The sequence below is a fragment of the Micromonospora sp. NBC_00421 genome, from assembly GCF_036017915.1.
In the GTDB taxonomy this organism is placed as follows: Bacteria; Actinomycetota; Actinomycetes; order Mycobacteriales; family Micromonosporaceae; genus Micromonospora.
In genome coordinates this window covers 920,704-947,559 of record NZ_CP107929.1, presented here as the reverse complement: position 1 = coordinate 947,559, position 26,856 = coordinate 920,704, and the positions used below count along the sequence as shown (strand labels likewise).

22 protein-coding genes and 3 CRISPR repeat arrays (1 of these 25 only partly in view) are annotated in these 26,856 nt (G+C 68.0%); of the genes, 12 read left to right on the top strand and 10 right to left on the bottom strand.

Going from position 1 to position 26,856, the window contains the following annotated elements; genetic code table 11:
* The first annotated feature begins 100 nt into the window (after nucleotides 1-100).
* The 8 genes from OHQ87_RS04610 (at nucleotide 101) to OHQ87_RS04575 (ending at nucleotide 6,787) form a co-directional block, all read left to right on the top strand.
* Nucleotides 101-1,153 carry a LacI family DNA-binding transcriptional regulator gene (locus OHQ87_RS04610; protein WP_328345239.1) on the top strand — a complete coding sequence of 351 codons (1,053 nt, stop codon included), beginning with the start codon at nucleotides 101-103 and terminating at the stop codon, nucleotides 1,151-1,153.
* The gene (locus OHQ87_RS04605; protein WP_328345238.1) at nucleotides 1,140-1,910 is read left to right on the top strand and encodes an ABC transporter ATP-binding protein; all 771 of its coding nucleotides are present in this window, start codon (nucleotides 1,140-1,142) and stop codon (nucleotides 1,908-1,910) included. The genes OHQ87_RS04610 and OHQ87_RS04605 overlap by 14 nt, the downstream gene beginning before the upstream one ends.
* 76 nt (nucleotides 1,911-1,986) lie before the next feature.
* A complete protein-coding gene (locus tag OHQ87_RS04600) occupies nucleotides 1,987-2,703 on the top strand; it encodes an ABC transporter permease (RefSeq protein WP_328345237.1) in 717 nt (238 codons plus the stop codon).
* A gap of 20 nt (nucleotides 2,704-2,723) precedes the next feature.
* Nucleotides 2,724-3,833, top strand: a complete 1,110-nt coding sequence (locus OHQ87_RS04595) for an ABC transporter substrate-binding protein (protein ID WP_328345236.1) — start codon at nucleotides 2,724-2,726, stop codon at nucleotides 3,831-3,833.
* 31 nt (nucleotides 3,834-3,864) lie between these two features.
* Nucleotides 3,865-4,686 (top strand): N-acyl homoserine lactonase family protein, encoded by an 822-nt coding sequence (locus OHQ87_RS04590; protein WP_328345235.1) that lies wholly within the window; start codon nucleotides 3,865-3,867, stop codon nucleotides 4,684-4,686.
* A gap of 11 nt (nucleotides 4,687-4,697) precedes the next feature.
* Nucleotides 4,698-5,441 (top strand): glutamine amidotransferase, encoded by a 744-nt coding sequence (locus OHQ87_RS04585; protein ID WP_328345234.1) that lies wholly within the window; start codon nucleotides 4,698-4,700, stop codon nucleotides 5,439-5,441.
* A 49-nt stretch (nucleotides 5,442-5,490) separates the two neighbouring features.
* Nucleotides 5,491-6,483 (top strand): ribokinase, encoded by a 993-nt coding sequence (locus OHQ87_RS04580; protein WP_328345233.1) that lies wholly within the window; start codon nucleotides 5,491-5,493, stop codon nucleotides 6,481-6,483.
* 16 nt (nucleotides 6,484-6,499) lie between these two features.
* On the top strand, nucleotides 6,500-6,787 hold the full coding sequence (locus OHQ87_RS04575) for a hypothetical protein (RefSeq protein WP_328345231.1): 288 nt from the start codon (nucleotides 6,500-6,502) through the stop codon (nucleotides 6,785-6,787).
* Between the two features lie 98 nt (nucleotides 6,788-6,885).
* Here OHQ87_RS04575 and OHQ87_RS04570 read toward each other — a convergent pair.
* The 3 genes from OHQ87_RS04570 to OHQ87_RS04560 all read right to left on the bottom strand — a co-directional run bounded on the left by OHQ87_RS04570 (nucleotide 6,886) and on the right by OHQ87_RS04560 (nucleotide 8,637).
* Nucleotides 6,886-7,678, bottom strand: a protein-coding gene (locus tag OHQ87_RS04570) for an IS5 family transposase (RefSeq protein WP_442930792.1) whose coding sequence is annotated in 2 segments (ribosomal slippage) — nucleotides 6,886-7,342 and nucleotides 7,341-7,678 — 795 coding nt in all. Because the reading frame shifts where the segments join, the coding sequence is not laid out codon by codon here.
* 218 nt (nucleotides 7,679-7,896) lie between these two features.
* Nucleotides 7,897-8,235 (bottom strand): transposase, encoded by a 339-nt coding sequence (locus tag OHQ87_RS04565; RefSeq protein ID WP_328348744.1) that lies wholly within the window; start codon nucleotides 8,233-8,235, stop codon nucleotides 7,897-7,899.
* 81 nt (nucleotides 8,236-8,316) lie between these two features.
* Complete coding sequence (locus OHQ87_RS04560) at nucleotides 8,317-8,637, bottom strand: hypothetical protein (RefSeq protein ID WP_328345229.1); 321 nt, start codon at nucleotides 8,635-8,637, stop codon at nucleotides 8,317-8,319.
* 336 nt (nucleotides 8,638-8,973) lie between these two features.
* Between OHQ87_RS04560 and OHQ87_RS04555 the strand changes: the two genes are divergently transcribed.
* The 4 genes from OHQ87_RS04555 (at nucleotide 8,974) to OHQ87_RS04540 (ending at nucleotide 13,775) form a co-directional block, all read left to right on the top strand.
* A complete protein-coding gene (locus OHQ87_RS04555; RefSeq protein WP_328345227.1) occupies nucleotides 8,974-9,648 on the top strand; it encodes a hypothetical protein in 675 nt (224 codons plus the stop codon).
* A gap of 11 nt (nucleotides 9,649-9,659) precedes the next feature.
* Nucleotides 9,660-10,367, top strand: a complete 708-nt coding sequence (locus OHQ87_RS04550; protein ID WP_328345225.1) for a hypothetical protein — start codon at nucleotides 9,660-9,662, stop codon at nucleotides 10,365-10,367.
* 137 nt (nucleotides 10,368-10,504) lie between these two features.
* Entirely contained in the window at nucleotides 10,505-11,143 is a 639-nt protein-coding gene (locus tag OHQ87_RS04545) for a hypothetical protein (protein WP_328345223.1), read from the top strand.
* A gap of 584 nt (nucleotides 11,144-11,727) precedes the next feature.
* Nucleotides 11,728-12,572: a CRISPR direct-repeat array (repeat unit 37 nt; unit sequence GTTGCGATCCTCGCCCGGCGCGGTGGCCGGGCGCAGC).
* 66 nt (nucleotides 12,573-12,638) lie between these two features.
* A complete protein-coding gene (locus tag OHQ87_RS04540; RefSeq protein ID WP_442930677.1) occupies nucleotides 12,639-13,775 on the top strand; it encodes an IS701 family transposase in 1,137 nt (378 codons plus the stop codon).
* 205 nt (nucleotides 13,776-13,980) lie between these two features.
* Nucleotides 13,981-17,439: a CRISPR direct-repeat array (repeat unit 37 nt; unit sequence GTTGCGATCCTCGCCCGGCGCGGTGGCCGGGCGCAGC).
* A 126-nt stretch (nucleotides 17,440-17,565) separates the two neighbouring features.
* Here OHQ87_RS04540 and cas2 read toward each other — a convergent pair.
* The 7 genes from cas2 to cas3 all read right to left on the bottom strand — a co-directional run bounded on the left by cas2 (nucleotide 17,566) and on the right by cas3 (nucleotide 25,963).
* A complete protein-coding gene (gene cas2 / locus OHQ87_RS04535; RefSeq protein WP_328345221.1) occupies nucleotides 17,566-17,874 on the bottom strand; it encodes a CRISPR-associated endonuclease Cas2 in 309 nt (102 codons plus the stop codon).
* The gene (gene cas1c, locus OHQ87_RS04530) at nucleotides 17,859-18,887 is read right to left on the bottom strand and encodes a type I-C CRISPR-associated endonuclease Cas1c (RefSeq protein ID WP_328345219.1); all 1,029 of its coding nucleotides are present in this window, start codon (nucleotides 18,885-18,887) and stop codon (nucleotides 17,859-17,861) included. The genes cas2 and cas1c overlap by 16 nt, the downstream gene beginning before the upstream one ends.
* Complete coding sequence (gene cas4, locus OHQ87_RS04525) at nucleotides 18,880-19,530, bottom strand: CRISPR-associated protein Cas4 (protein ID WP_328345217.1); 651 nt, start codon at nucleotides 19,528-19,530, stop codon at nucleotides 18,880-18,882. The genes cas1c and cas4 overlap by 8 nt, the downstream gene beginning before the upstream one ends.
* Nucleotides 19,527-20,417: a type I-C CRISPR-associated protein Cas7/Csd2 gene (cas7c, locus tag OHQ87_RS04520; protein WP_328345215.1), complete on the bottom strand. Its 891-nt coding sequence runs from the start codon at nucleotides 20,415-20,417 to the stop codon at nucleotides 19,527-19,529. Before cas7c ends, cas4 begins: the two co-directional genes overlap by 4 nt.
* Nucleotides 20,414-22,240 carry a type I-C CRISPR-associated protein Cas8c/Csd1 gene (gene cas8c, locus OHQ87_RS04515; protein ID WP_328345213.1) on the bottom strand — a complete coding sequence of 609 codons (1,827 nt, stop codon included), beginning with the start codon at nucleotides 22,238-22,240 and terminating at the stop codon, nucleotides 20,414-20,416. The genes cas7c and cas8c overlap by 4 nt, the downstream gene beginning before the upstream one ends.
* Nucleotides 22,240-22,929 (bottom strand): type I-C CRISPR-associated protein Cas5c, encoded by a 690-nt coding sequence (cas5c, locus tag OHQ87_RS04510; protein WP_328348743.1) that lies wholly within the window; start codon nucleotides 22,927-22,929, stop codon nucleotides 22,240-22,242. Before cas5c ends, cas8c begins: the two co-directional genes overlap by 1 nt.
* Nucleotides 22,930-23,695: 766 nt before the next feature.
* Nucleotides 23,696-25,963 (bottom strand): CRISPR-associated helicase Cas3', encoded by a 2,268-nt coding sequence (cas3, locus tag OHQ87_RS04505; protein WP_328345211.1) that lies wholly within the window; start codon nucleotides 25,961-25,963, stop codon nucleotides 23,696-23,698.
* A 195-nt stretch (nucleotides 25,964-26,158) separates the two neighbouring features.
* Nucleotides 26,159-26,856: a CRISPR direct-repeat array (repeat unit 37 nt; unit sequence GTTGCGATCCTCGCCCGGTCCGTAGACCGGGCGCAGC); it runs 1,497 nt beyond the window's last position.

Below are 26,856 nucleotides of genomic sequence, written 5' to 3'. Positions count from 1 at the left end.
CACTGGCCGAAGATTTCCAAAACATGCCCTTGACGTGGGCGTCTCTCATGATTAGCGTGACGCAAACCGGTTTGACAAACCGGTTTGCGCGGAGGTGAGAATGTCTGTCTCCATCAGTGACGTGGCCGCTCGGGCCGGAGTCAGCCGAGCGACCGTGTCCCACGTTCTGAGCGGCAACCGGCCGGTCAGTCAGCGCGTCCAGTCCCTGGTCCGGGAGGCCATGCAGGATCTGGGCTACGTGCCGAGTCGTACCGCCCAGAACCTGGCGCGGGGCACCACCCGCACTATCGGGCTGCTGGTGCCCGACATCGGCAACAGCTTCTTCGCTGACCTGGCCAAGGGTGTCGAGCAGGCCTCGATCGAGCGCGGCTTCAACGTCCTGCTCGGCAACACCGGGTGGACCTCCGAGCGGGAGATCTTCTACCTGGAGACGCTGAAGTCGCGGGCCATCGACGGGGTGGTCTACGCCGCCGGTGCGCCCGCACCCACCTCCCGGCTCGCCGAGCTGTTTGCCGGCGTACCGGTCGTCGCGGTCGACGAGGAACTGGACGGGCTGGCCCTGACCACCGTCGTCTCCGACAACCGGGCCGGCGGAGCGCTCGCCGCGCGACACCTGGCCGGACTGGGGCACCAGCGGGCCGTCGTGGTCGGCGCCAACCCCCACCTGGCCAGCAGCAAGCACCGGGTGGACGGCTTCGTCCACACCTGGGGCGAGCTGGTCGGTCGCACGCCGGAGGTCATTGAGGGCCCGTTCGAGGAGGAGGCCGGCTACCTGGCAGCCAGCCACCTCGTACCCCGGATCCGGATCGGTGAGGTGACCGCCGTTTTCGCTCTCAACGACCTGGTCGCCCTCGGTGCGCTGCGGGCGTTGCGGGAGGCGGGCCTGCAGATACCGACGGCCTGTTCCGTGGTCGGCTTCGACGACATCTACGCGGCACGCCACGTTATCCCCGGCTTGACCACGGTCCGTCAGGACGCGGTCGGCATGGGTGCGCTGGCTGCCTCGGCTCTGCTAGGGGTGCTCGCTCCGACGAACGGCGAAACCCGATCCAGCCGGCACATCCTGCCGGTGTCACTGACTCTGCGGGGCACCACCGGGCCACTGCTGCACCCGACACCTGTGGATGGAGGCGACAACGATGGCGGTCATTGACGTCGAGGATGTCAGTAAGGAGTTCCAGGCGCGGCGGGCCGACGTGCTGGCGCTGTCCAGGACCACCCTGCGGATCGAGGGCAACCAGGTCGTCTGTGTCGTCGGGCCGAGCGGCTGTGGTAAGACCACCCTGCTCAACCTCATCGCCGGCTTCCTGCGGCCGAGTGCCGGTCGAGTGCTGGTTGACGGCAGTCCGGTCACCGGGCCGGACAGCTCGCGAGCGGTGGTCTTCCAGTCAGACGCGGTCTTCCCATGGCTGACCGTGCGCCGCAACGTCGAGTACGGGCTGCGGCTGCGCGGTGTCGACCGGACCGCTCGGAAGGAGCGGGTCGACCGGTATCTCGACCTGGTCGGGCTCGCCGACTTCGCGGATGCATACCCGAAGGAACTCTCTGGCGGCATGCGCAAGCGGGTCGACATCGCCCGCGCCTACACCTCCGGCCCCGAGGTGCTGCTGCTGGACGAGCCGTTCGGCGCACTGGACATCTTCACCCGCGAGGCGATGTGGCTCGCGTTGCACCACGTCAACCTGGCGGAGCCGAAGACCATCGTCTTCGTCACCCACGACATCGAGGAGGCGCTCTTCGTGGGCGACCGGGTGATCGTCATGACCCCGCGTCCGGCGCGGGTGCACCAGGACATCACGGTGCCCTTCGATCGGCGCGGTGACCTCGATCTACGGGGCAGCAAGGAATTCCAGGACATGCGGATCCAGATCTCGCGGAGTCTTCGGGAGGTGTCCGGTGACCGCACCTGAGGGACAGCTCGTCCGCCCCCGCGTGGCAGGGGACCGGTCTCGGATAATCGGACTCGGGCTCGGTGGCGGTGTCATCGTGGGGCTGCTCGCCCTCTGGTGGCTGCTCACCGACCTGACCGGCACGATCAGGCCGCTCTACTTCCCGGCCCCGACCGAGGTGCTCAGCGCCCTGCAGCAGATCTGGCGGAGCATGCTGCCGGACGCCGGGGCCACCCTGCTCCGGGTGCTCTTCTCCTGGTCACTCGGCTCGGCTGCCGGCATTCTGATCGGTCTGTTGATGGTCCGTTCCCGGATTCTCTTTCACACCCTCACCCCGGTTATCGAGGCACTGCGACCGGTTCCACCGGTGGCCCTGATCCCGTTCGTCATCCTCTGGTTCGGCATCGGCGACAGCGGCAAGCTCTTCCTGGGCTCCCTGGCCTGCTTCATGGTCATGGTGGTCAACACGATCGTGTCGGCAAACAACGTCAGCCCGGTCTACGGTCGCGCGGCCCGCTCGTTGGGTGCCGGCGAGGGGCAGGTCTACCGGACCGTGATTCTGCCCGCCATCGTTCCCGAAATCGTCTCCGGGTTGCGGATCGGCAGCGCGCTCGCCTTCGCGGTGGTGGTGGCGGCCGAGTTCCTCGGTGCCGAACAGGGCATCGGCCGGCTGATCATGCAGGCCAGCCGGACGCTGAACACCCCCGTGGTGCTGATCGGCACCATCGTCATCGCCATCGAGGCGGTGGCCGTCGACCGGCTCATCAAATTCGTCAGCTCACGCATCACACGCTGGTCCGAAAGCTCTTCCTGAGGCAGCTAAGGAGCACGACCATGTCAACCAGAAAGCTCGCCGTCGGCCTTGTCGTCACCGCGCTCGCCCTGACCGCCTGCAACGCCGAGACCGAATCCGGTAAGGCCGCCGACGGCACGACGACCATCCGGCTCGGCATCTCGCCGTTCCAGGACACCATGCTTCCGATCATCGCCGAGGAGAAGGGGTGGTTCAAGGCCGAAGGGCTCAACGTCGAGCTGAAGTCGCTCGCCTGGGACGCCATCATGCCGGCGGTCGCCTCCAACGGCATCGACGCGGCCATCAACAACACCACCGGCGTGGTCTCGGTCGCCAACAAGGCCGACAACGTCGTCTACTGGTACGCCTGGAACCCGTTCACCGAGGGCTCCGCGCTGATGGGCAAGAAGGGCTCCGGGCTGAAGACCCTCGAGGACTTCGTCGCCACCGGCCTCCCCGAGGAGGCCGCCCGGGCCGAGACCTTCAAACAGCTCAAGGGGCGGACCATCGTCACCACCATGTCGACCGACATGGGCAAGCAGGTGGTCGCCGCACTGGAGTCGGTCGGGTTGAAGCAGTCCGACGTCAAGCTGGTCGACCTCGACCCGGACCAGGGCCTCGCCGCCTTCCTCAGTGGCACCGGTGACGCGTACCTCGGCGGCATTCCGCAGCGGGTCCGGGCCACCGCGGAGGGGATGCCGGTGCTCGCCTCCGGCCCCGACCTGGCCCCGCCGCCGATCAACGGACTGGTCACCACCACCGAGTTCGCCGGAGAGAACGAGGAGGCGTTGCTCAAGCTGGTCAAGGTGTTCCACCGGATCGTGCGGTACTGCGACGCCAACACCGCCGACTGCGGCAAGACCATCACCGAACGGCTCAACCGGGACACCGGCGCCAACCTGACCGTGCAGGGATTCCAGGACTTCTGGCAGAAGTTCGAGCTGTACGCGCCCAACGCCAAGGCAACGAAGGAACTGATTCTCGACCCGAGCGGAATCTCCTACTGGAAGAAGACCTGGGACGGCGACAACAGCTACCTGACCGCCAACAAATCCATCCCGGCACCGGTCGACGCCGGCAAGCACTTCCTGGTGGAACAGACCTGGAACAAGTACGTCGAGAAGTACGGCGCGGACGAGACCGGCTTCTAATCCCGATGGCGGTGAGGAGAGGGGTACGACGATGATGCGGATCCACCAGATCGTCACCGGTGAACTGGAGAGTTCACTCTCGGTCAGCCTGCTCAACAGCGGTGCCCATCCGGACCTGGACCGGTCGAAGGTCCTGCCGTACGGCTTCCGGAACGACATCCGGCGGCGCAACGGTGAGCTCACCGAGGGGGTGATGGTGCCGGTGCCGGTCTGGCTGATCGAGGGGGCTGGCCAGACCATCCTGATCGACACCGGACTGGGCGCCATCGATGAGGTGTCGGCGATGCAGAGCCGCTACGGGGTGGACTTCGTTGCTTCCCGTGGCGAAGACCAGGATCTGGTCGCCGGGCTTGCCCGGCACGGAGTCCGCCCGGCCGACGTGGACGTGGTGGTGCTGACCCACCTGCACTTCGACCACGTCGGCAACAACGAGCTCTTCCCGAGGGCGAAGTTCATCGTGCAACGCGACGAACTGCCGCAGGCCGTCGCGCCACCGTCGTTCTGCATGTTCTATTACCCCGATTACTCGTACAAGGTCACTGATATTCGGGACCGTCTGGAGGTGATCGACGGCGACGTCGACATCGCCGACGGGGTCCGGCTCGTCAAGATCGGTGGGCACACCCCCGGCTGCATGGTGGTCATGGTCGAGACCGCCCGAGGCACCGTCTGCCTGACCAGCGACGTCATGTACAACTACCGCAATCTTGAGCTGAACTGGCCGATGGGCTCGTTCTGGAACCTACCGGAACTCATGCGCGGCTATGCCCGCCTCCGGCACGAGGCTGATCTCATCATCCCCGAACATGACTGGCAGTTCCGCGAGCATTTCCCGAGCGGGACGATCGAATAGGAGTCTGGTCCGTGAAGGTTTTGCTACTCGGCGAGTCGTGGTTCATCCACCTGATCCACCAGAAGGGTTTCGACAGCTTCACCAACAGCGAGTACCAGGAGGGCGGCCACGAGTTCAAGGCGGCGCTGCTGGCTCAGGGCTGGGAGGTCGACCATGTTCCGGCGCACCGTATCGCCGAGAGGATGCCGACCACCGCCGACGGTCTTCGGCAGTACGACTGCATCGTGATCAGCGACGTGGGGGCGAACACCTTCCTGCTGACGCCGAACGTGTTCAGTAACTCGGCCAGTGAACCCAACCGCCTCACGGCCCTCCGCGATTACGTAGAGACGGGTGGCGCCCTGCTGATGGTCGGCGGATACCTCTCCTTCGCCGGCATCGAGGGCAAGGCACGGTACGGGCAGAGCCCGCTGGCCGACATCCTTCCGGTGGAACTGCTGACCACCGACGACCGGGTGGAGGTGCCCGAGGCGATCCCGCCCCGGGTCCTCGGCGTTCATCCCGCGCTGCCGGACGGGCAGCAGCAGTGGCCCGGTCTACTCGGCTACAACCGCACCCGGCAACGTCCGGAAGGGAAGGTCCTGGTCGAGGTCGGCGCCGACCCGCTGATCGCGGTCCGGCAGGTGGGTGCGGGACGGACCGGTGTCTTCACCTCCGACCTGGCACCGCACTGGGCGCCACCGCCCTTCCTGGCCTGGCCGGATTACCCGCAGTTGTGGGTCCGACTCATCTCGTGGCTGGCCGCCCGTGACTGACTCGGCCTCTCCGCGATCGGCTACAGCCGGCTCGGCGCTGGGCGGTTCCGTGGTCGCGGCGGCGGCCTGCTCGGTGGCCGCCGCGGCGGCCGGCTCGGTGACGACCGGGTGGGGAGAGGCCGAACCCGCCGAGGTGGTGGTGGTCGGCAGCGCCAATGTCGATCGGGTGGTCCGGATCGACCGGCTGCCCCGCCCGGGGGAGACGGTGCTCGCCGCCGATCCTCGGATCGGCGCCGGTGGCAAGGGCGCCAATCAGGCCGTGGCACTGGCCGTGCTGGGACGCCGGGTGGCTCTGCGCGCCGCCGTCGGCTCCGATGCCGCCGGCAGCTTCCTGATCGACAACCTGCGCCGGCTCGGGGTGGAAACGTCAGGGGTGCGCCGCCTCGGCGAGGGCGTCGGCACCGGCGAGGCGGTGATCCTGCTGGACCGAAAGGGCGAGAACTCGATCGTCGTCATTGAGGGCGCCAACCGTCGACTGACGGCAGCGGATGTTGGGCCGATCGACCCGGAAACGGCGGCGGTGCTCGTGCAGTGCGAGGTGCCGGTCGACGCGATCCGGGCGGCGCTCTCCACCGCCGACGCCGGTCAGTTGAGGGTGCTCAACCCGGCTCCCGCCGGTGTGGTCGACGTCGGGCTGCTCGAACTGGTGGATGTGCTGGTGCCGAACCGGGTCGAGTTGGCCCAGCTCACCGGCGCTCGGGACGACGAATTGAACGACCTCGTCGGAGTACGGGCGGCCCTGGCTGCCCTGCCGGTGCCACGGGTGGTGGTGACCCTCGGCGCCGTCGGGGCGTTGGTCCGGGACGGGCAGCGGTATGAGCTGGTGCCGGCTCCGGTGGTGCCGGTTGTCGACACGACAGGAGCCGGTGACTGCTTCTGTGCGGCGCTGACCTCGGCGCTGATCGAGGGGGCCGACCTGATCGATGCAGCGAATGTCGCCGTGGCCGCTGCCGCACTGTCGACTCGCGCGATCGGTGCTCAGGGCGGCCTACCGAACCGCGTCGAGGTCGACTCGTTTTTGGCCGGTGCGGCCAACCGGTAGCACGGCGGGTGGTGGCTTGGCGGTGCCGATCCGCATCCCGAGCGTAATCACGCTTCTGGTGCGCCGCCAACCGCCCCGTCCTGGTGTTCCTGCCGACGTATGCGTCCTGGCTGAACTGGATCGAGGCCGAGTTCGCCGCGTGCGTTACTTCGCCCTCAACGGCACCGACCACCGCACCCACACCGAACAGGACACCGCCATCGGCACCTACATCCGCTGGCGCAACCAACGAGCCGAACCGAAAACCGCATTCGCCACCGGCTTCAAAATCCGCCACCCGGATTACCCGTTCAAGGCTGCATGACGAGGCACTAGCCCCGACTTGGGCCACGGTTGGCTGATTTCGTGGTCGGCAGGGCTGTGACCTGGGGTGTCGTGTCGGGAGGTGCGCACTAACAACTCCTAACTCTTTGAGCGTTGGAGTCTGCGCCAGCAGATGATGGCGCAGGCGAGGGTGAGGATGGCTTCGTGGATGTCGTCGCGGATCTCCCAGCGGATGCGTAGGCGGCGGAACCAGTGCAGCAGTGCGATGGTTTGCTCGACGACCCATCGTCGGGTGCCGGGGCCGGAGCCGTGGCCGCGTCGGGCGATGACAGGGGTGATGCCCCTCGCCCGAAGCTGGCGGCGGTAGCAGTCGTAGTCGTAGCCACGGTCGGCGTACAGCCACTGTGGTCGCTGCCGGGGCCGTCCACGGATGCCCCTGATGCGGGGGACCCTGTCGACCAGAGGCATGAGCTGGGTGACGTCGTGGCGGTTGCCGCCGGTCAACGCCGCAGCGAGGGGAATGCCGCCCGTGTCGGTGATGACGTGGTGTTTCGAGCCCGGCTTGCGGCGGTCGACCGGACTCGGACCGGTTTTTGGCCGCCCTTGAGCGCCCGGACGTGGAACCGTCGATCACCGCCCGAGACCGGTCGAGCTGCCCGCTGGCGCGGAGCTTACCGAGCAGAACCTCATGCAACCGCTGCCAGACACCGGCGCTGTTCCAGTCCCGTAACCTGCGCCAACACGTCATCCCCGAGCCGAAGCCGAGTTCCTGAGGCAGGTAATCCCACGGAATCGCGGTGTAGAGCACGAACAGGATCCCGCAGAGCACCTTGCGGTCATCCAGGGGCTTCCGCCCGGGATAGCGGTACCGGCGAGGCGGACGCGGTGGCAACAGAGCTTCGACCTCGGCCCACAACTCGTCCGAGACGATCCACGGCGGCTGCGCACCCCTCCCCGCGTTCAGACAGAACCATCCTCACGTCCGTCCAGTTACGCCCAACCTCATTGAGTTAGGAGTTGTAAACGGGTCGGGTTCTATCGTGCGGGGCCGTGGCGTACGTGCGGACGGTGAAGACGGCTTCTGGGGCGCGGGCGGTGCAGATCGTGCACTCGCAGCGGCGGGGGTCGCGGGATATCGAGCACATCGGGTCAGCGGACGCTCTGGGAGTCGATGATCCCCGCTGTCGGCTCGGGCTGCCGGTCATGGGCCAGGCGGACCTCCTCCCGCAGCTCGGTGAGGTTCCGATCGGTCACACCCCGCCGGTTCCACCGCTGGAAATGGGAGTACACCGTCTGCCAGGGCGGAAAGTCCACCGGCAGGTACCGCCACGCACACCCGGTCCGCACCACGTACAGGATGCCGTCGACGACCGCCCGACGCGGGTGCTTCTCCGGCCTGCCCATCCACTGCGGCGACGGCAGCATCGGCTCGACGAGCGCCCACTCGCCATCGGTCAGGTCAGACGGGTACCGCCGCACTCGATCCATACCCATCTACCGACCGAGCCCGGTTCATCGATCACACCCACTGTGCGACAACCCCGACCAGCACACATTCCAAACGCGCTCTTAGGCCCCACTGGGGGGCATGGGCAACCGCTGCGAACGACGCGGATCATCTTGACGCGGGTGCCAGGGCGGTCCATATACCCGCTCGATACGGGCATCGTCGAGCCGGGCAAGCAGTGCCTGCTGCCGGGCCTGCTCCTGCGCGCCCGGCGGCAGTACCGGGCACCTGGTCGGCTGCTTTGGTGGCCAACCGGCATCCTCAATTAGGAACGCGATCCCGCGGCCAAAGCGTGCCTCGAACCGCTCGCCGTCGGCGAGCAGCCACCACAACCAGGCGACCGACTCAACCGCGCCACGCGCCAGCGTGGCGTGCGCGTACACCGGAGCTCCTTGCTCGTGAGGTCCCGCGATCGCACGTGGTGCCTTGCCGGCTCAGGACCAGCGGGTCATGCCGGATCGTTACCTGCGGCGCGCCTGCACATGTCTTGCCAAGGATCAAGCTGACGTGCTTCAGCAGGAAGCCCGCGCAGATCGTGGGTCAGCGGCGCCGAAGCGGGGACTGGCGCCAGCCGAGACGAGCCTTCTGACCAGGTGTGTCACTGCTCTCGCAGGCACTTGTAGCGCCTCCCGCCCATCGCAAGCATCTACGGCGATCCACCGCGAGTGCCCCTCACCGCTACAGTAGCTCCAGACCCTTCGCAGTGAACGAGGAGCCGAGTGACCGAAGAGGAGATCCAGCAGTTACTCGCCGAGGTAGAGGAGCTGCTGACTGAGCTGGGACTCGGCTTCATCGTTACACAGGAGCGCGCGCTGGCCGCCGAGGGTGTGTCGCAGTCGCCGACAGACCCGACCGGTACTGCGTTCGACGATGGTCGCTTCGATGAGATTGCTGGCAGTCCGCTATACCTGAATCAGTTGCGACATGCGCCGGGGCAGCGATCCGGCAGCAGGCCTCGCTTCAAACGCGGCGACGTCGTGGTCACACCACTAAATCCACGTGCGCGCTTGGGGATTTTGCTCGACCTTATCGAGGTAGCGACCGCAGGAACGCTCGCCATGGAACGGGACGTCCAGAAGCAGCTTGAAGAGCTTCGACGGCTCGCCCTTGAGCATCACAACGGCGGATCGGATTTCGCTGCCGCTGGGTCCTCAGACCCCTGGGCCGAGACGTGGGATGGAACAGTCGTCTTCATGGATCCACCAGAGGCGGAACTACGGGGTCGCCGGCTACCGGCCTGGAAACTGGCCTCGGCTGAAGCCCGGCGCGCCAGCGCTTTCCGGGTGCGCTCAGTTCTCGACACACTGAATGAGCTTCGGATTGAAGCTGGGGTGGTCCGAGGCTCATGGCTAACCCCACATGGCCGCGGCAATGAAGGCGACTGGGACCTTTAAGGCAGGCAAGGATGACGAACGTAGGTGCGGCCCCCGACGGCACGGCAGCGTCCCGGATGCTCGCCCAACTGCGAGCAGAGTTGCCCACGGCGCTACCCTCGGCCCTTAGCGTCGGCGGTCCGTCGCCGACTGCTGGCAACGACCTCTACGAAGCGTATCTCTTTGCGCTGGTTCTGCGGGCGGCTAGCAACGAAGGATATAGCATCTCCTTCGCTGATGGAGTCGGTGGCATACCGGCTGAGTTTCGTCTCAGGCGCAGCCCGGGAAGGCTTCCCAGTGGAGCTGGCTTCACCCATGCGATACTTGCCTTGCCAGACAGCTCGAAAGACCCGCTAGAAGTCCATACTGGAGTCGCGGTCATCGGTAAGAGTAAGGTCGCCCACGAGGCAGATGTCCTGGTCATACCTTCCGCTGATGCCCAGCGATGCCGCCAGCTAGGAATCGACCCCGCAAGTCACGACGCGATTCTCGTAATCGAAGGCAAGTACTACACCACACCACTTACCCTTGGGACCGGCCGCGAGTTCCTCGGCCTAGAGGTTGATCTTTCCGCGCGCTTCAAAGTCTTCGCCGCTACAATCACCAATCCCTCTGTCATTCACCTCCTCGAAGGACGCAAGCGGACTTACGAGGTCGGCGTTCTTCCCGGGCGCAAGGCTGAACGAGATATACAGGAGCGGTTCGCCCAGGCACTACGTACATATCGACAATCCGCCTAGCGGAGCGGCGGCACGCCAGAGTCTCCCGACCGCGCCAGGCCCGACGGCCACGCACTGTCCGTCGATCCGCCGACCGGTGCTGCGCCTGGCGGCGAAAACAGCACCTAGAATATTGCCGCATCCCCAGCGAACCCTTCGTGCTGAGTGCGGAGGTCGCAGCCTCCACGTTTGGGAGCTCCTCGAACAGGCCGGTATCAACCCGGCACCCCAGCGCACCGCGACCACTTGCGTTCGCCCCGCACCGGCTGACCGACACGATCCACCGGCTCCACGCCGCCCAGTCGGGAGCCGGACCAAGCAGCGTCGCGCCGGAGATCGCCGCTGCGAACAAGGTCATTGCCGCGTGTGACGCCAAACTCGTACAGTATCGGGCCATCGCCGATGCCGGAGGTGACCCCGCCACCGTCGCCGCCTGGATGGCCGAGGTCAACGCTCAACACGCCGTCGCCATCGTCGAACGCGACAAAGCGGCACAAGGGTCGGCTTCCCGCCGCCTCACCGAGGAGGACATCCGACGCCTCGTCGGCGGCTTCGAGGACATCCGCAACATCCTGCGCGACGCCGACAGCGCGGATAAAAGCGCCGTCTACCGCGAGCTACGACTCGCCCTCACCTACGACCCCGGTGAAAACAAAATCAGCGTCGAGGCTAAGCCTGACGCTGATTACTGTGGGGTAACTGTACGTGTCCGAGGGGTGATCGATACCGCAACCCCACCATCGTTTGGCGCAGACGATAATGCGATAGTCGACTGTCGCCCTGTAGCTGCGCTCTGATAACGGCCGCCACGGCCTCCCGTTCGCCGCCGCGCCAGTCCACGACATGACTGACAGGTCACGGCTTCTCGCTGGTACGCGCTCAGGGAATCGAACCCCGAACCCGCGGTTACCGAAAGCAACGATCCGAACCTTGTCGCCATCTGCCGCCAATTGACACTGAACTGCACAGACATACCCGCGCAATGATCGCCGCTTGTCACTTACTGTCACTCACCGACATGGGTTTTCGGGGGGTAAACGAGGGGTGCGACGGCACGTTGCCCAGGATCCACCGACCCCGCTCAGGGTTCGGGCAGCATCGGCACGAGCACGACGAGCGCCGGCCCCATCGCAACCCACCCGCCGCCGGCAGGGGTTCATTTTCGGCGGGGCACTCGCCTGACGCGGTGGTTGGCCGCAGCAGCGGCTGCCGTACCGACAGGCAGAGTTGGTGCCATGGTTGCGATCCTCGCCCGGCACGGTAGCCGGGCGCAGACGTCAAGGCTGGTGTCCAACGACTGGTAGACCACGGTTGCGATCCTCGCCGACGCGGTGGCCGGACGCAGCTCGTCCTTGAAGTCGTGCCACTCGTCGCGGAAGACGTTGCGATCCTCGCCCAGCACGGTGGGCGGGCGCAGCGCGGCACCGGGCCAACCGGAACCACCTCGTCCGTCACGTTGCGATCCTCGCCCGGCGCGGTGGCCGGGCGCAGCACGTCGAGGTTCGACTACTTCCGCCGGCCGGTCGCGTCGTTGCGATCCTCGCCCGGCACGGTGGCCGGGCGCAGCCTGCTGTGACCCCTCGGTCCGCAAGACCACGGTCAACCCGTTGCGATCCTCGCCCGGCGCGGTGGCCGGGCGCAGCTCGGGCCGGCTTGTCGACCGGCTGCGTCTCGCCGGTGTTGCGATCCTCGCCCGGCGCGGTGGCCGGGCGCAGCAGGGCAGCGGAAGCCCAAGGTTCGACTGTGCGAGATCGTTGCGATCCTCGCCCGGCGCGGTGGCCGGGCGCAGCACCGCGCGATCCCCAACCACACGAAGGAGTTGCGATCCTCGCCCGGCGCGGTGGCCGGGCGCAGCATCACGATGGACGTGACGTTGCCCGGGTCCGCACCGGTGTTGCGATCCTCGCCCGGCGCGGTGGCCGGGCGCAGCACTGCTGCCAGGTCCCCGAGCTGCCCATCCCCGCCGAGTTGCGATCCTCGCCCGGCGCGGTGGCCGGGCGCAGCACCTGCTCAAGACGTACGAGGTCGCCCCGGTGACGGCGTTGCGATCCTCGCCCGGCGCGGTGGCCGGGCGCAGCCTGGACCGACAACAACAACTGCTACCTCGCCGTGCTGGTTGCGATCCTCGCCCGGCGCGGTGGCCGGGCGCAGCACCTGCTCAAGACGTACGAGGTCGCCCCGGTGACGGCGTTGCGATCCTCGCCCGGCGCGGTGGCCGGGCGCAGCCAGCGCGGGCTAATACTGCAACGGCAGTAGGCGAATCGTCTTCGGGTCGGGTTCGTTGGTCTGCCTGTGACGGACGTTGATGTTGATCGTTGGCGTGGGGAGCTGGACCGGCTGCATGCCCGGATCGGGCCTCGGTTTCGCCGGTCTGAGCCTCGTCGGCGGGCGCGGCAGTACCTGTGCGGGTTGGTGTCGGGTCTGGGCCGCAAGAACGGCTGGACCCTTGCGGAGCAGGCCGGGGATGTGTCGCCGGATGGGATGCAGCGGTTGTTGCGGTGGGCGGACTGGGACGTCGACGCCGTCCGGGACGACGTGCGTGACTACGTGGTCGAGTATCTCGGTGACCCGGCCGGGGTGTTGATCGTCGATGACACCGGGTTCCTGAAGAAGGGCGTCCGGTCGGCGGGGGTGCAACGCCAGTACTCCGGCACGGCTGGTCGGACGGAGAACTGCCAGGTCGTGGTGTTCCTGGCCTACCGCTCGACGAAGGGTCACGCGTTGATCGACCGGCAGCTGTACCTGCCGGCGTCGTGGACCGATGACCGGGACCGGTGCCGGGCCGCCGGGATCCCCGACGAGGTGGAGTTCGCCACGAAGGTGCAGATGGCCCGCACCATGCTCGCCCGCGCCCTGGACGCGGGGGTGCCGGTGGGGTGGGTGACCATGGACGAGGCCTACGGGCAGTCGAAGTCCCTGCGGGTGTGGCTGGAACACCGGGATGTGGCTTATGTGGTCGCGACCCGCCGTAACGACGACATGATCACCACGACGATGGGGACCGCCCGCGCCGACGAGCTCATCGCCGCCCTGCCCGCTCGGGCGTGGTGCCGGCTCTCAGCCGGCGCCGGGGCGCACGGCCCACGCGAGTACTGGTGGGCTCGGATCCCGGTACGGATCTGCTGGAAACCGGGCCGTGGACACTGGCTCCTGGCTCGGCGCAGCATCACCACCGGCGAGATCGCCTACTACGTCTGCTACGGGCCTCGCCGCACCCGCCTGGTCGACCTCGCTCGTGTCGCTGGGGCGAGGTGGGCGATCGAGGAGTGCTTCCAGCAGGCCAAGAACGAAGCTGGCCTCGACGAGTACCAGGTGCGTGATTGGCGGGCCTGGTACGCCCACATCACCCTCGCGATGGCCGCCCACGCCTGGCTGTCCGTGGCCAGATCCTTTGCGACAAAGGGGGAACCAGCGCCGGCGACGGCATGATGATCGGCTACACGGTACCGGAGATCCGAAGACTCCTCACCGCACTCGTAGTGCGACACATCCATGAACCCGAGCATGTCTGGGCCTGGTCCCGATGGCGACGACGCCGCCAACACCAGGCCCGAACATGCCACTACCGACGACGCGGCTACCCCTGACCAACTGCCGTTGCAGTACTAACCCCCCACCAGCCCCCCCCACCAGCGTTGCGATCCTCGCCCGGCACGGTGGCCGGGCGCAGCGCTGCACAGGACGAAACCTTCACGCCGGAGTCCATGGGGTTGCGATCCTCGCCCGGCGCGGTGGCCGGGCGCAGCCCGCGATCCCATCGGTCAGCCTGGCATTGCCGGTAGAGTTGCGATCCTCGCCCGGCGCGGTGGCCGGGCGCAGCGGAGGCAGCCCCGCCCGTCGCGCCGCCGAAGGGCGCTGAGTTGCGATCCTCGCCCGGCGCGGTGGCCGGGCGCAGCCGGGCGGGTGCGCGGCGTGTACCCAGCCGATCGGGTGTTGCGATCCTCGCCCGGCGCGGTGGCCGGGCGCAGCAGGTAGCTACGCCGGTTTTCCCATCCCGGCTTCTGCGAGTTGCGATCCTCGCCCGGCGCGGTGGCCGGGCGCAGCGCGGAGACCTCGGCCGTGTCCGGGTCCGTCCGGATGTTGCGATCCTCGCCCGGCGCGGTGGCCGGGCGCAGCGCCACCGCCACGCTAGTGCGGCTATGCGCCGTCGGGTTGCGATCCTCGCCCGGCGCGGTGGCCGGGCGCAGCCGGTAGCCCTCGGCGTGCATCTCGCCGCGCCATCGCGAGTTGCGATCCTCGCCCGGCGCGGTGGCCGGGCGCAGCGGTGGGCACCGGGCGGCTTCCGGTCAGTCCTCGTACGAGTTGCGATCCTCGCCCGGCGCGGTGGCCGGGCGCAGCAGCTCTTGGCGGTGTGGGGGCTGGCGAGCCCGCGCAGGTTGCGATCCTCGCCCGGCGCGGTGGCCGGGCGCAGCCCGACCGGCGTCTACGTCTGGCCGCGGTTCTACCAGCCCGGTTGCGATCCTCGCCCGGCGCGGTGGCCGGGCGCAGCAGCAGGAACAGCATGGCGACGTACAACAGCAGAATGTTGCGATCCTCGCCCGGCGCGGTGGCCGGGCGCAGCGTCCAGATCCCCAGGGCCTGGGCGACGACGTCGAGAGTTGCGATCCTCGCCCGGCGCGGTGGCCGGGCGCAGCTCCCCGCACACCGACAGTCTGCGGAGTAACTCGGTCGGCAAGTTGCGATCCTCGCCCGGCGCGGTGGCCGGGCGCAGCTGGGACACTCAGGGACGCCTCTACCCGGGGCAGTGGTTGCGATCCTCGCCCGGCGCGGTGGCCGGGCGCAGCGATGACTGCGGCGAGCAGCCACCCCGCGAACAGGTTGCGATCCTCGCCCGGCGCGGTGGCCGGGCGCAGCCGGTGCAGGTCCACGTTGATCACCTTGACCGCGACCCAGTTGCGATCCTCGCCCGGCGCGGTGGCCGGGCGCAGCCGGCATCCCGACGCCGGTGATACTGGCCGTTCGTCGGTTGCGATCCTCGCCCGGCGCGGTGGCCGGGCGCAGCTTCCGGGCGCAGGGCGGCGCGTGCGCCATCTGCCTCAAGCCGTTCCGACTGTTGCGATCCTCGCCCGGCGCGGTGGCCGGGCGCAGCCGGGTAGACCCGACAGGAGTCGATCATGGTTGGTGGGTGGTTGCGATCCTCGCCCGGCGCGGTGGCCGGGCGCAGCCAGCGGCGGCGCGACCCAGCTCCGCACCCTCCTTGACGTTGCGATCCTCGCCCGGCGCGGTGGCCGGGCGCAGCCCGCGACGGGCGGGTGTTCCTCGCCGGCTCGATCGAGTTGCGATCCTCGCCCGGCGCGGTGGCCGGGCGCAGCCCCCCACCTGTCCGTCGGCGTGGTCAAGGCCGGCGAGTTGCGATCCTCGCCCGGCGCGGTGGCCGGGCGCAGCGCCTAATTCGTCATCGAGCCCGGCTAGCTCGTCGGCGTTGCGATCCTCGCCCGGCGCGGTGGCCGGGCGCAGCGGGCGGCGCGTGCGCCATCTGCCATAACCCGTTCCGGCTGTTGCGATCCTCGCCCGGCGCGGTGGCCGGGCGCAGCTGGCGCGCAGATAACCAACCGGCACCTCACCAACCCCGTTGCGATCCTCGCCCGGCGCGGTGGCCGGGCGCAGCGGCGGTGACTTCGGCGCGTGGGTGACCACGATCGCCCGGTTGCGATCCTCGCCCGGCGCGGTGGCCGGGCGCAGCTGCAGATGGGGGAGATCAGGCCGTGCTTGGTGGGGATGTTGCGATCCTCGCCCGGCGCGGTGGCCGGGCGCAGCAGGACGTCGCGATCACCTGGGGGCGGTCCGACCGCGCCGTTGCGATCCTCGCCCGGCGCGGTGGCCGGGCGCAGCTCCGCAGCGTCCCGCAGCCCAGGTGCCAATTCCCGCATGTTGCGATCCTCGCCCGGCGCGGTGGCCGGGCGCAGCTCCGCTCCCAGCCGTCGACCCGCACCAGGGCCTCGTAGTTGCGATCCTCGCCCGGCGCGGTGGCCGGGCGCAGCACCACCGTCATGTCTGGTCAGGTCGTCGAGCACAAGGTTGCGATCCTCGCCCGGCGCGGTGGCCGGGCGCAGCCCGCGCGGAGGTGGCCCGACCGGACCACCCGCCAGGCAGTTGCGATCCTCGCCCGGCGCGGTGGCCGGGCGCAGCTTGCCATGGTCAGCACGCGCGGCTTACGCATCAAGGTTGCGATCCTCGCCCGGCGCGGTGGCCGGGCGCAGCGCGATCTGGACCGTGGACATGGACGTCACCACGGCCGGTTGCGATCCTCGCCCGGCGCGGTGGCCGGGCGCAGCCGCGCGTCCGGACTGCGGCTGATCTGGACGGCGGAACGGTTGCGATCCTCGCCCGGCGCGGTGGCCGGGCGCAGCTCCTCCATCATGTCGTGGGTGGTCAGGTATCGCCGGTTGCGATCCTCGCCCGGCGCGGTGGCCGGGCGCAGCTTGACCGACGTGGAGTACGAGATCCGGGTGACCGCGCGGTTGCGATCCTCGCCCGGCGCGGTGGCCGGGCGCAGCGGAGTCGGCCAGTCGCTCGGCCGCCGCCTTGTTGCCCAGTTGCGATCCTCGCCCGGCGCGGTGGCCGGGCGCAGCACCCGGCCTGCTGCGCCTCCACCTCCAACCACGACCAGTTGCGATCCTCGCCCGGCGCGGTGGCCGGGCGCAGCTGCCTCACGGCCTGGTGGTGCCAGAGGACCCGAGCAAGGGGTTGCGATCCTCGCCCGGCGCGGTGGCCGGGCGCAGCGTGGTCGCCTTGACGTACAGCTCGATTTCCTGGAGGTTGCGATCCTCGCCCGGCGCGGTGGCCGGGCGCAGCCACGCCGCTGCGTCAGGGTAGGAACCATCCCCGGGGAGTTGCGATCCTCGCCCGGCGCGGTGGCCGGGCGCAGCCCTCGCGGTTTCGTTCAGCGCTTCCGCGATTCCCGGCGTTGCGATCCTCGCCCGGCGCGGTGGCCGGGCGCAGCGGAATCGGACCTGGGGATGCCGGACGGGGGCCCGGAGGTTGCGATCCTCGCCCGGCGCGGTGGCCGGGCGCAGCCACTGCACTGTGGCGCAGTGCGGCAGTACGCCCCCGGCGGTTGCGATCCTCGCCCGGCGCGGTGGCCGGGCGCAGCGGTTCACAAGCAGCAAATATAGCGATTAGGCGATCCTTCATCGACGTGCTCGCAGTCCGTTTTGACTCTCTGATCCGGGTTTTTGACCTCGGAACCCTCCGGGGTTTTCGTGTCCACTAGGGGTTCCTAGATCACTAGTGGTCCGCGTGGGTCGATGGGTCGTGGTTTGCCGAGGTGTTCGACGTCGTCGAGGGCGTGGGCTGGTAGGTGGTAGATGCGGATGCTGTCCTGGGTGGGGTCGATGGCGTCTTGGAGGGCGGCGACGAAGCGGACTTTGTCGGTGTCGCGGCAGACTACTTCGAAGACCGATTTTTGTACGCGGTGTCCGTATGCCTCGCAGATCTTGGCGACTTTGCGGAGGCGGCGTTGCCCTTGTGGGGTGACTGTCTCGACGTCGTAGGTGACGAGTAGGTCCACGTTCAGTTCACCGTCCACGGCTCGTAGGCGACCGTGTCTCCGCGGAGGTGGCGGGCGAGTAGTCGGGCTTGCACGAGTGGGAGCAGCGCGGCAGGCACTTGGCGGTTGAGTTGCGCGTGCGGCCACTCGCGTTGTCGGCTCTGTTGCCAGGCTGCGAGCACGGTCTTTCGTCCGTTGTCGGTGAGTCGGTATGCGTTGTTTGGTAGTTCTTCGAAGTCGGTGGGGGTCAGCTCTCGTCTGTTGAGCATGGTGAGGGCGAGGCGGTCGGCCAGGAGGGGTCGGAACTCTTCCATCAGGTCGAGAGCGAGGGCTGGTTTACCGGGTCGGACGGCATGGAGGAAACCGATGTAGGGGTCGAGGCCGACCTGTTCGAGTGCACCCTGCACCGCGACGCGCAGCATGCCGTACAGGAAGGAGAGCAGGCAGTTCAGGGGGTCGGTGGGTGGTCGTTTATTGCGGCCGGATGCCTTCCAGTCGGTGTTGTCGCCGAGGAGGTAGGGCATGGCGGCGAAGTAGTCGCGGGCGGCGATGCCTTCGACGCCGAGGATTTCGTTGGTGCTGGCGGTGGTGGTGAGGAGTTCGAGTCGTTGGGCGAGGAGTTCGGCGGTGGCGCGTAGTGCGGTTTGTCGGGGGCCGCTGGTGTCGCGGGCGGTGCGGAGCAGGACTTGGCGCGCGTTGTGGATTTTGCCGGCGACGATGGCGACGGCGATGGGGAGTTGGCGCTGTGGTGAGTCGGCGGCGCGGTGTTGGGCTTGGCGTAGCAGTGGGTTGCCGTGGGTGGGGCCGATCAGTCCGGCGCGGAATCGTCCGCTGCCGGTGAGCCAGCTGACGGAGCGGCCGTCGTCGGCGCAGCGCAGGAGCAGGTCGTCGGTGGGGGTCACGCCGCTGAACAGGACCAGGTGGTCGAGTCGGACGAGGGGTAGTAGGTGACGTCCGGGTTGGTCGGGGTGGTAGATCCGGACGGTGTCGCCGTCGAGGCGCAGGCTGGTGCCGGGGGTCTGGACGTAGAGGGTGTTGAGTAGTTCAGTCACGCCACTGTCCCAATGGTCGTGGGGTCAACAGGTCGGGTGGGGTCTGCCGCTGGCCGTCGGTTAGTTCGGGTAGGCAGTCCTCGCGCAGGGAGCATCGCCGGCAGCGGGTGTCGTTGCGTGCCGCCGGCAGCGCCGGGGTGTGCAGCAGTCGACGGACGGCTGCGGTGGCGGCGATGACCCGTTCGAGCAGGTCATGGTCGATGGGTACGGGGTGTCGGCGGCGTTCGGCCACGGAGTAGATGTATCCGGTGGGTACGTCGAAGCCGGCTTCGATGAGGCAGAGGGCCTGCCCGCCGAGTTGTAGTTCGGCGGGGCCGCCGGGTTTGTAGCGTCCGACCTTGTACTCGACGGGTGTGGCGGCGTTCTTCTCGAACTCGACGACGTCGCAGATACCGCGTAGGCCGTGGGTGTGACTCCATACCGGCAGTGACCGGATGGTGGTGAGGCCTCGGCGGCGTTGGATGCCGGGTAGGTCGACGGTGGTGTGGCTGAGGTCGCCGCGTACCGTCTCGACGTTTTCCGTCCAGACGCCCTCGACGTGGATGAGGGCGGTCTGCCGGTGGCAGTAGGCGTAGTGCTCCAACGCGGACAGCGGCACCTCCCGCAGGTCGGTGCCGCTGTCCTCAGGGTGGTCGTCGGTCACGGCCAGAGATCGACCAGCTTGGTCAGCTCGATGCCGCCGGGCAAGCCGGACTCGTCGATGCTGCGGGTGTAGTCGGTGTGGGCGCGTGGCGCCTTGTCGTCGTTGGTGCGCTTGACGGTGATCCGCTGGGTGAGGGCGGCCGAGGGTGCGGCTCCGAAGGCGTCGGGGTGGCTGAAAACGTAGAGACCGCAGAGCTTCATCTCGCCGCGGCTGGCGGCCCGGTCGTGGTCGAACATGACGGTGAGGGCCTGCCACAAGGCGGCGAGGTCGTCGCTGGTGACGCCGGTCTTGGCGGCGCGGGGTGCGGAGTAGAACAGGTGGGCGCGGTAGAGGCCGTACGGGACGGTCCACTTGGATCCGATCTCCGTGCGCTCACCCTTGTCGATGTCGTCCTGTCGGGTCTGGGTGACCCGGGTGATGGTGTGGTCGGTGGGCAGGATCGCATCGATGCTGCGGGCGAAGGTGAGCTGGAGCGGACCACGGACCTGACCGGCGCCGCCGCTCTTGCCGGTGCTGAGCACCGCGCCGAACATCCGGATGTCGAAGTAGTGCGCGCAGAGCCACTGCTGGGCTGCCGCGCTCTCTGCCGGGGTGGGCTTGTTGCTGATCTTGGGTGGGTTGGCGGTGAAGGCGCCGTCGATTCGGGTGTTCAGGGCGTGGCCGGCTTCGACGAAGATGCCGTAGCGCGGGTCGTCGCCGCGCAGCAGCGACACGGTGTCGCGGATCTTGCGTTTGATCGCCACGTCGGTGACCAGGCCCTGTCCGCTCTCATCGTCGGTGCGGGGCTGGTTGCCGGCGTCCGGGTCGCCGTTGGGGTTGCCGTCGCTGACGTCGAACAGCAGGACGGCGTCGTGGCGGCGGGTCGGGTCGAGGTGCGCGGCGCTCATGCGTCGTCTCCTTCGTCGTCGGCGGTCGGTGCCACGTCGTCGGGCTCCGGGGGAAGGTCGGTCTTCTTCTTGTTCGCGGCTGCGGCGACGCGTTCGGTCCGCATCTCGGCCCGCTGCTGGTGGTAGCCGAGGATGAACTGGGCCTTGTCCGTCAGCACCGCAGCGCTGGGGATCACGTCAAGCTGGACGAACAGGTCGTCGAGCCGCCGTTCGTACGCGTCCGACCAGCCGGGCCGGCGCAGCGGGCCGCGGAGGCGTTTGAGCCACGCCTGTACGTTGCGGCGGCCGGAGACGATGACGACCTGCGGGTTGTCGATGGCGCGGCCGAAGTAACGTTCGGCGAAGGTGGTGTTCAGCTTCTGGTCGGCGACCCGGAACACGGTGCGTTGCAGGTCGTCCATGACGGCGAAGATGCGGCCGGCTACGTAGGCCGGCTGCTTGTGGGCGACGTTCAAGGTCGGCGTCAGCCTCTCTCGTTCATGCTCGGGCAGGGTCGGGTGACGGCGCAGGGCGAGCCGGATCAACGCCGCGCGGGCGGGGTCGAGACGGCCGTCGATCCGGATGCGGTTGATGACGTGGTTGAGCAGCTTCGGCGGCAACGGTCGCCTGAGTAGCGCGGCGCTGAGCAGCCGGTGGAACAGGTCAGGTGGGCGGTGTTCCCCGGACGCGCCGAACTTCGTCCACGTCCCGGCACCTCCGTTACGTCCGACCTCGAACCGACCCGCTACCCGGGCCAGTTGGGAGACCCTGATGGTGGCCACCTCACCGGTCCAGGCGTCAACGATCCGGTGGTCGTCGAACCAGGCCCGGATGTTGTCCTTGACCCGGGAGATCGGCAGCTCGACCCAGTCCCGCACAACGACGCGGGCGACGTTGCCGCCCACGGTCACCGAGCAGTACCGGGACACCTCGTCGAGGGAGGCTTCCGCGCCGCTCGCCGGCCCAGCAACCAGGCGCTGGATGTGGCTGGGGTCCAACTGCTCGACGGCCGCCCACGGGTCGATGGTCGACCCGCCGAGGACCCACCAGGCGAGCCGGGCGTTCTGCCCGGACAGGCTGGTGCTGTGCCGGGGATCGGACAGCAGCGCCGTCAGCGCGGTCATGAACTTCAGTCCGCAGTCGGCGCAGATCGGGGTATGGGTCAGGAACTTCTGCAACTCGTAGCCGTGGGTGGCCTCGTTCATGCTGACCAGCGACGCGCTCTGGGTGGCCCCGGGCACCCACCGTCGAGGAATCTGCTGCGGCATCGTGTGGAGTAGCGGCTGCACCCGCCCGCAGACCAGACACAACCCGGATCGTCCGGAGCCCTTCCGGTCACCGGCCACCCCGGCCCAGAAACGCTGCGCCGCGACAGCGTCCGCCGCGTAGACCCCGTCGACCCAGAAGCCGACCAGGTCTCCCCTGCCCCAGTCCGCCGGCGGTGAAACACGGTCGGCGTGCCCGTCGCGGTAGAAGGCGGCGACAGCCGGACCATGACTATCTGGTTCGGCTGCCGCCCACTCGGCGATCAGGGCACGGAACGCGGTGTACTGCTTGGCGACCCGTTCCGGCTTGACCCCCTCCGACAGCCAACCGAAGACGTACTCCCCCGTGTCGACCGCGAGCGCGGGCGAGATCCCGACGGTCCGGGTCACCGCCGGCACCAGCCGGGGCGCACCGAACCGGGAGTTCGGGTCGTCCTTGTTCGCCGTATCGACCAGGCCACCCTGGGGAACACCGTTGGCGTCGATCTCCAGGCTCCAACGCACCGCCTTGCGGGAGTAGAACGGCGGGATGATCTCTGTGCTGGTGTCGGCGAACTCCACCAGCCGCTGCAGCAGCACTACACCACCTGGCCTTCCACCGGAAGCGCCAGCTCGATCCCCCGTTCCGGCACGGACAACACCCCGGCCACCACCCGAGCGGCGAACCACTCCATCCGCGGCTGAGCCGACTGCCCGTCCCGGTGGATGGAGTGCAGCATGATGCCGATCTCCTCGTTGACATCCGCCCGGGGCGTGTCATCCGGCCAGCCGAACTCCGCGCTGAACTCACGCGTGCCCAGGTAGGGCTGCTGGAAGCAAGCCCCTTTCCGGACCCGCCGACGCAACTGATCCCGATACGCCGCGACCGGCTTGTCCGCGTGCGCCGCCACCTCGACATGAGCATGAATCCGGTACGCCACATCCCGCAGGCACACCGCATTCCGCTGATCACGATGCGCTGCGGTATCGACCCGACGCGAGCCCTTGAGCGCCTCCGCCAACGGTGCGACATCCGAGGTCTCGTTCCGCCGAATCGAAAACTGCCGCACCGGCTTGAGCACCTCGATCGCCACCACCCGGTACCGCATCTCCGGCTTCCAGAAGATCGATTCGAGCACCCCCACCGCAGCAGACGGCGTCATCACCGGATAACTGACCCGCTCCACCTTCAACTCCGGCCGCGAGAACAACGCCGCCTCACCACTGACCTGCACCACCACCGGAAGATCACCCTCCGGGCTCCGCCGCAAGGTCACCCCATTGACCACTTCCATCGTCACCACACAGCCCTCCCACGACAGGCCCCTCGCACACATGATCGAAGCAAGACCCCACCACGAAACCGGAGGCCTCCTCGCACACCAGGTGCGACGATCCACGACCAGTGCGGCAGGAACGGCCGCACCACGCCGGTTCACTCCATGAAGGACTGACAAGAATCCGACTCGACTACTTCGGGGCGGAACTCCGTCCGACAAGGACGGGTCAGTCCTGGTCGGACGAAGCCAACCCCCTCCGGGCAACACCCAAGGTTGCGATCCTCAGCACCTAGGCACTGCAGGCCACCCGACCTTGCTAGCGGCCCAAACAGGCTATCAAACTTCCTTGGGTGCTTGAGCCGGACGGAGTCGGCTCAAGCACCCTGTGGTTAGACACACGCTCCACTGTGGGCTATAAAGATGTCGGCTGGGCGGGCACCGTCCCCAGAAACACGACGGTCCGCTGCGCGAACAGCGGACCGCCCAGCTCCCCCGCCATCCGTGAGGCCGAAAGGAACAAGATGACAGTAGGGCAACGCCGCGCCCACAGGCCACCCGACGAGAGTCAAGAACCCCGGAGCCCCTCCCCTCTCCCGTTACGCTGGGTAGTAATCATGGCGCTGAGCGCTGCGATTGGCATCATGGTCGGCACCGCCGAGAGTCTGCCCACCGGTGTGCTTGCCAGCTTGATCACCGCCGGAGGGCTGCACAAGATCATGGATTGACTGGATTGCCAGGTGAGCGCACGGTGCGCTCACCTGGTGACCTGAAAACGTTAGAAGACGAACTGCTCCAGGTTCGGGTCGAGGTTGATCCCCGTGGAGTTGTCGTACTCGCCGATCCACTCGACCAACGCGCCCCGCCGTACCTCGGTGCCGAGAATCGGTCGCAGTAGCGCCGTCACTCCGGGCTGGCGTAGAACGCTGGGGTGGAGGTTCGTCGTGTATGGCTGCAAACGACGCAGCTTCGCCAGATCCGGAACCGGTGCGTGACGTAGCTCGACGATGAGCTCCTCCAGCTCATACCGCAGCTCAGGTGTTACTGCGCCCTGTGGCGTCACCACGTTGATAGCGTCGTCGTCGATCATCCTGAACGCCAGCTTCCGATCCCGCCGCTTGGTGCTCGCATCCATCGGCCCGTCCGCCACGGTCTCGAACTCCCAGCGTTGCCGGGCGTACTGGATGCGTTTGCCGACGTGCTGGCTGTCGGCGAGGTTCAGCATGTCGTACACGTTGCGGTAGTAGCGTCCGAGCGCCGCCACGTCGTCCGGGTCGGCCTTGTCCGGTCCGAACTGACGTCCGGCACAGCCGACCAACGTCTTGTACGAGGGTGGTTGCCCGCCGTCCTTCGGCGCGAAGACGACCACCAGACCACCGTCGGCCATCCGCCCTTCACGGTTGGCTCGCCCGGCTGCTTGCAACAGTGAGTCAGCCGGCGCCATCGCCCGGAACACCACCGGGAAACTGACGTCTACACCAGCCTCGATGAGTTGCGTGGCTACCAACAGGACCCGCTCGTCCTGGTCGAGACGAGTGCGTACCTCATTCAGCACCTGCCGCCGATGCTCTGGGCACATGCGAGTCGATAGGTGCCAGGCCGCCCCTTCCTGTTCCGTGTCGTTCCACCGCTCGAACACTGCCTTCGCGTCCGCCGTCGTGTTTACCACCACCAACGCCGACCGTTCTGCCGCTGCTTGGTCGGCGATGTCCGCCAGCGTCGGCTGCGGGTCGAGCTGCCACTTGTATCGCACCCGCCGCAGCTCACTGACCAGCCTTGGGGTGTCGTGGATCAGATCCATGCACGGCACATCCTTGAATTCATCCAACGCCCAGAAACTCGGCTGTGTCGCCGAGGACAGCAGCACGGTCGCACCGAAGTGCCGCACGAGCAGGCGAAGACCATCGAGGATCGGCGCGAGCATGGCATGCGGCAGCGCCTGCACCTCGTCCAACACGATCACCGAGTTGGCCAGGCGATGCACCCGACGCATCGCCGACGGTTTACGCGCGTACAGCGACTCGAAGAGCCGGACGAAGGTCGTGACCACGAACGGCGCATCCCAGTTCTCCGCCGCGAGCCGTGCCCACCGGCCGGCATCCGGATCATCGAAGTCGGCCTGGCTGTGATGTTCGAGGACGACCGGCTCTTCACCTTCCTCGTCCAACAGCCGACGGTATACGGCGGCATTCTGCTCGGTGATGGTCAGGAACGGGACCGCCACAATCACCCGGCGCAACCCGTGCTTCTCCGCATGCCGCAGCGCGAACGCCCCACTCGCCAGCGTCTTACCGGCACCGGTCGGCGCACCAAGGCGAAACACCCCCGGCTCGCACTCAGCCGCCGCCAGACAATCCGCGTAGATCTGCTCCCGCAAGGCCGCGATCGGAGAGCCGCCACGTGCGGCGATCTCCGCCCGACGTCGACCCTCGAACCTCTGGTAGAGATGACTGAAGTCGGCATCCGCACACACCCGAGGACCGGTCAACCCTTTGAAATGCGCGGAAGTGTCCAAACTGTCCGCATCCACCAACGCGCTGTAACACAGGCGTAGCGCCATCTCCCCCGCCAGCGGATCACCACGCCAATCCACCGGCACCAGAGAACCCAGATCCTGTGGCAGATCGGGCAGCAACACGGGCAACTCGCGCTCAGCGGACGCCACGTCCCCGGACCAGTCAGCCAGCCTCTTCCGCAACGCCTCACGTAGCCCAGGATTATCGACAAGCCCACCATGATGGCCGAAAATCGCCCCAGCAAACGGCCCAAGCCCACGCTCCTGCGCGATCCTGGTCCCCAACGACTTGTGATCAATACCCACCGCTCCCCCAGTGGGCCCGACCACAGCGAGCTTGTCCTGCCACGCACAGGACGCCTTTCCCACGTCATGCAGCGCACCCAGCCAGTACGCCACCTCACCCCCACCAAACGGGGCAGCGAACCGTCGCGCCAGCACCGCCGTGCCACGAAGATGATCCGCAAGCGAGTGCCACCGACCAGAACCGGTAGCAGGACTATGCGCCCGCAGAGAACTCACACCAGACATAAACAACTCCCAAGATCATCGTTACAGATCCTCCTGAGCCAAGTGGTTACCGACCACAGAGCATTGACCCTGTCGGCGGCCACCACCGACTCCTGTCGCGCCCAGGCGCTCGCCACAGCCAAAGTGTGCCGACCTGGCCCTCGATATCGAGAACCTCACCCAGCGCGTACCCAGCAGCACTGGTGGGTACGGAAGGCCGCGATCCTCGCCCGGTCCGTAGACCGGGCGCAGCGGGGACGTCGAGACCCCGCTGTTCCTGCGGGTGCACGGCGTTGCGACCCTCGCCCGGTCCGTAGACCGGGCGCAGCGCTGCCCTGGTGGAGCATCACCACCTCGAACGTGGCGCAGTTGCGATCCTCGCCCGGTCCGTAGACCGGGCGCAGCACGCCCGCACCCTGCCGACAGGAGATACCCATGGCCGAGTTGCGATCCTCGCCCGGTCCGTAGACCGGGCGCAGCGCCAGCTCGACAATCACTGCCTCCCGGTCCGGCTTGTTGCAATCCTCGCCCGGTCCGTAGACCGGGCGCAGCGGGCCACGTGATGCAGGGCCAACGCCGCGTAGTCCAGGTTGCGATCCTCGCCCGGTCCGTAGACCGGGCGCAGCTGGCGGGCGATGCCGCGTGAGATGGCCGCCGCCTGTCTGTTGCGATCCTCGCCCGGTCCGTAGACCGGGCGCAGCATCGTCAGGATCTCGGCGGCGTCGGCCGTGTTGCTGATGTTGCGATCCTCGCCCGGTCCGTAGACCGGGCGCAGCCACCGCCGACACGCTGCCGATGCCCGTTTCGATCACGTCGTTGCGATCCTCGCCCGGTCCGTAGACCGGGCGCAGCCGACCGGCCGCGTCCCGTGGCCCCTGATCCTCGTCGTTGCGATCCTCGCCCGGTCCGTAGAC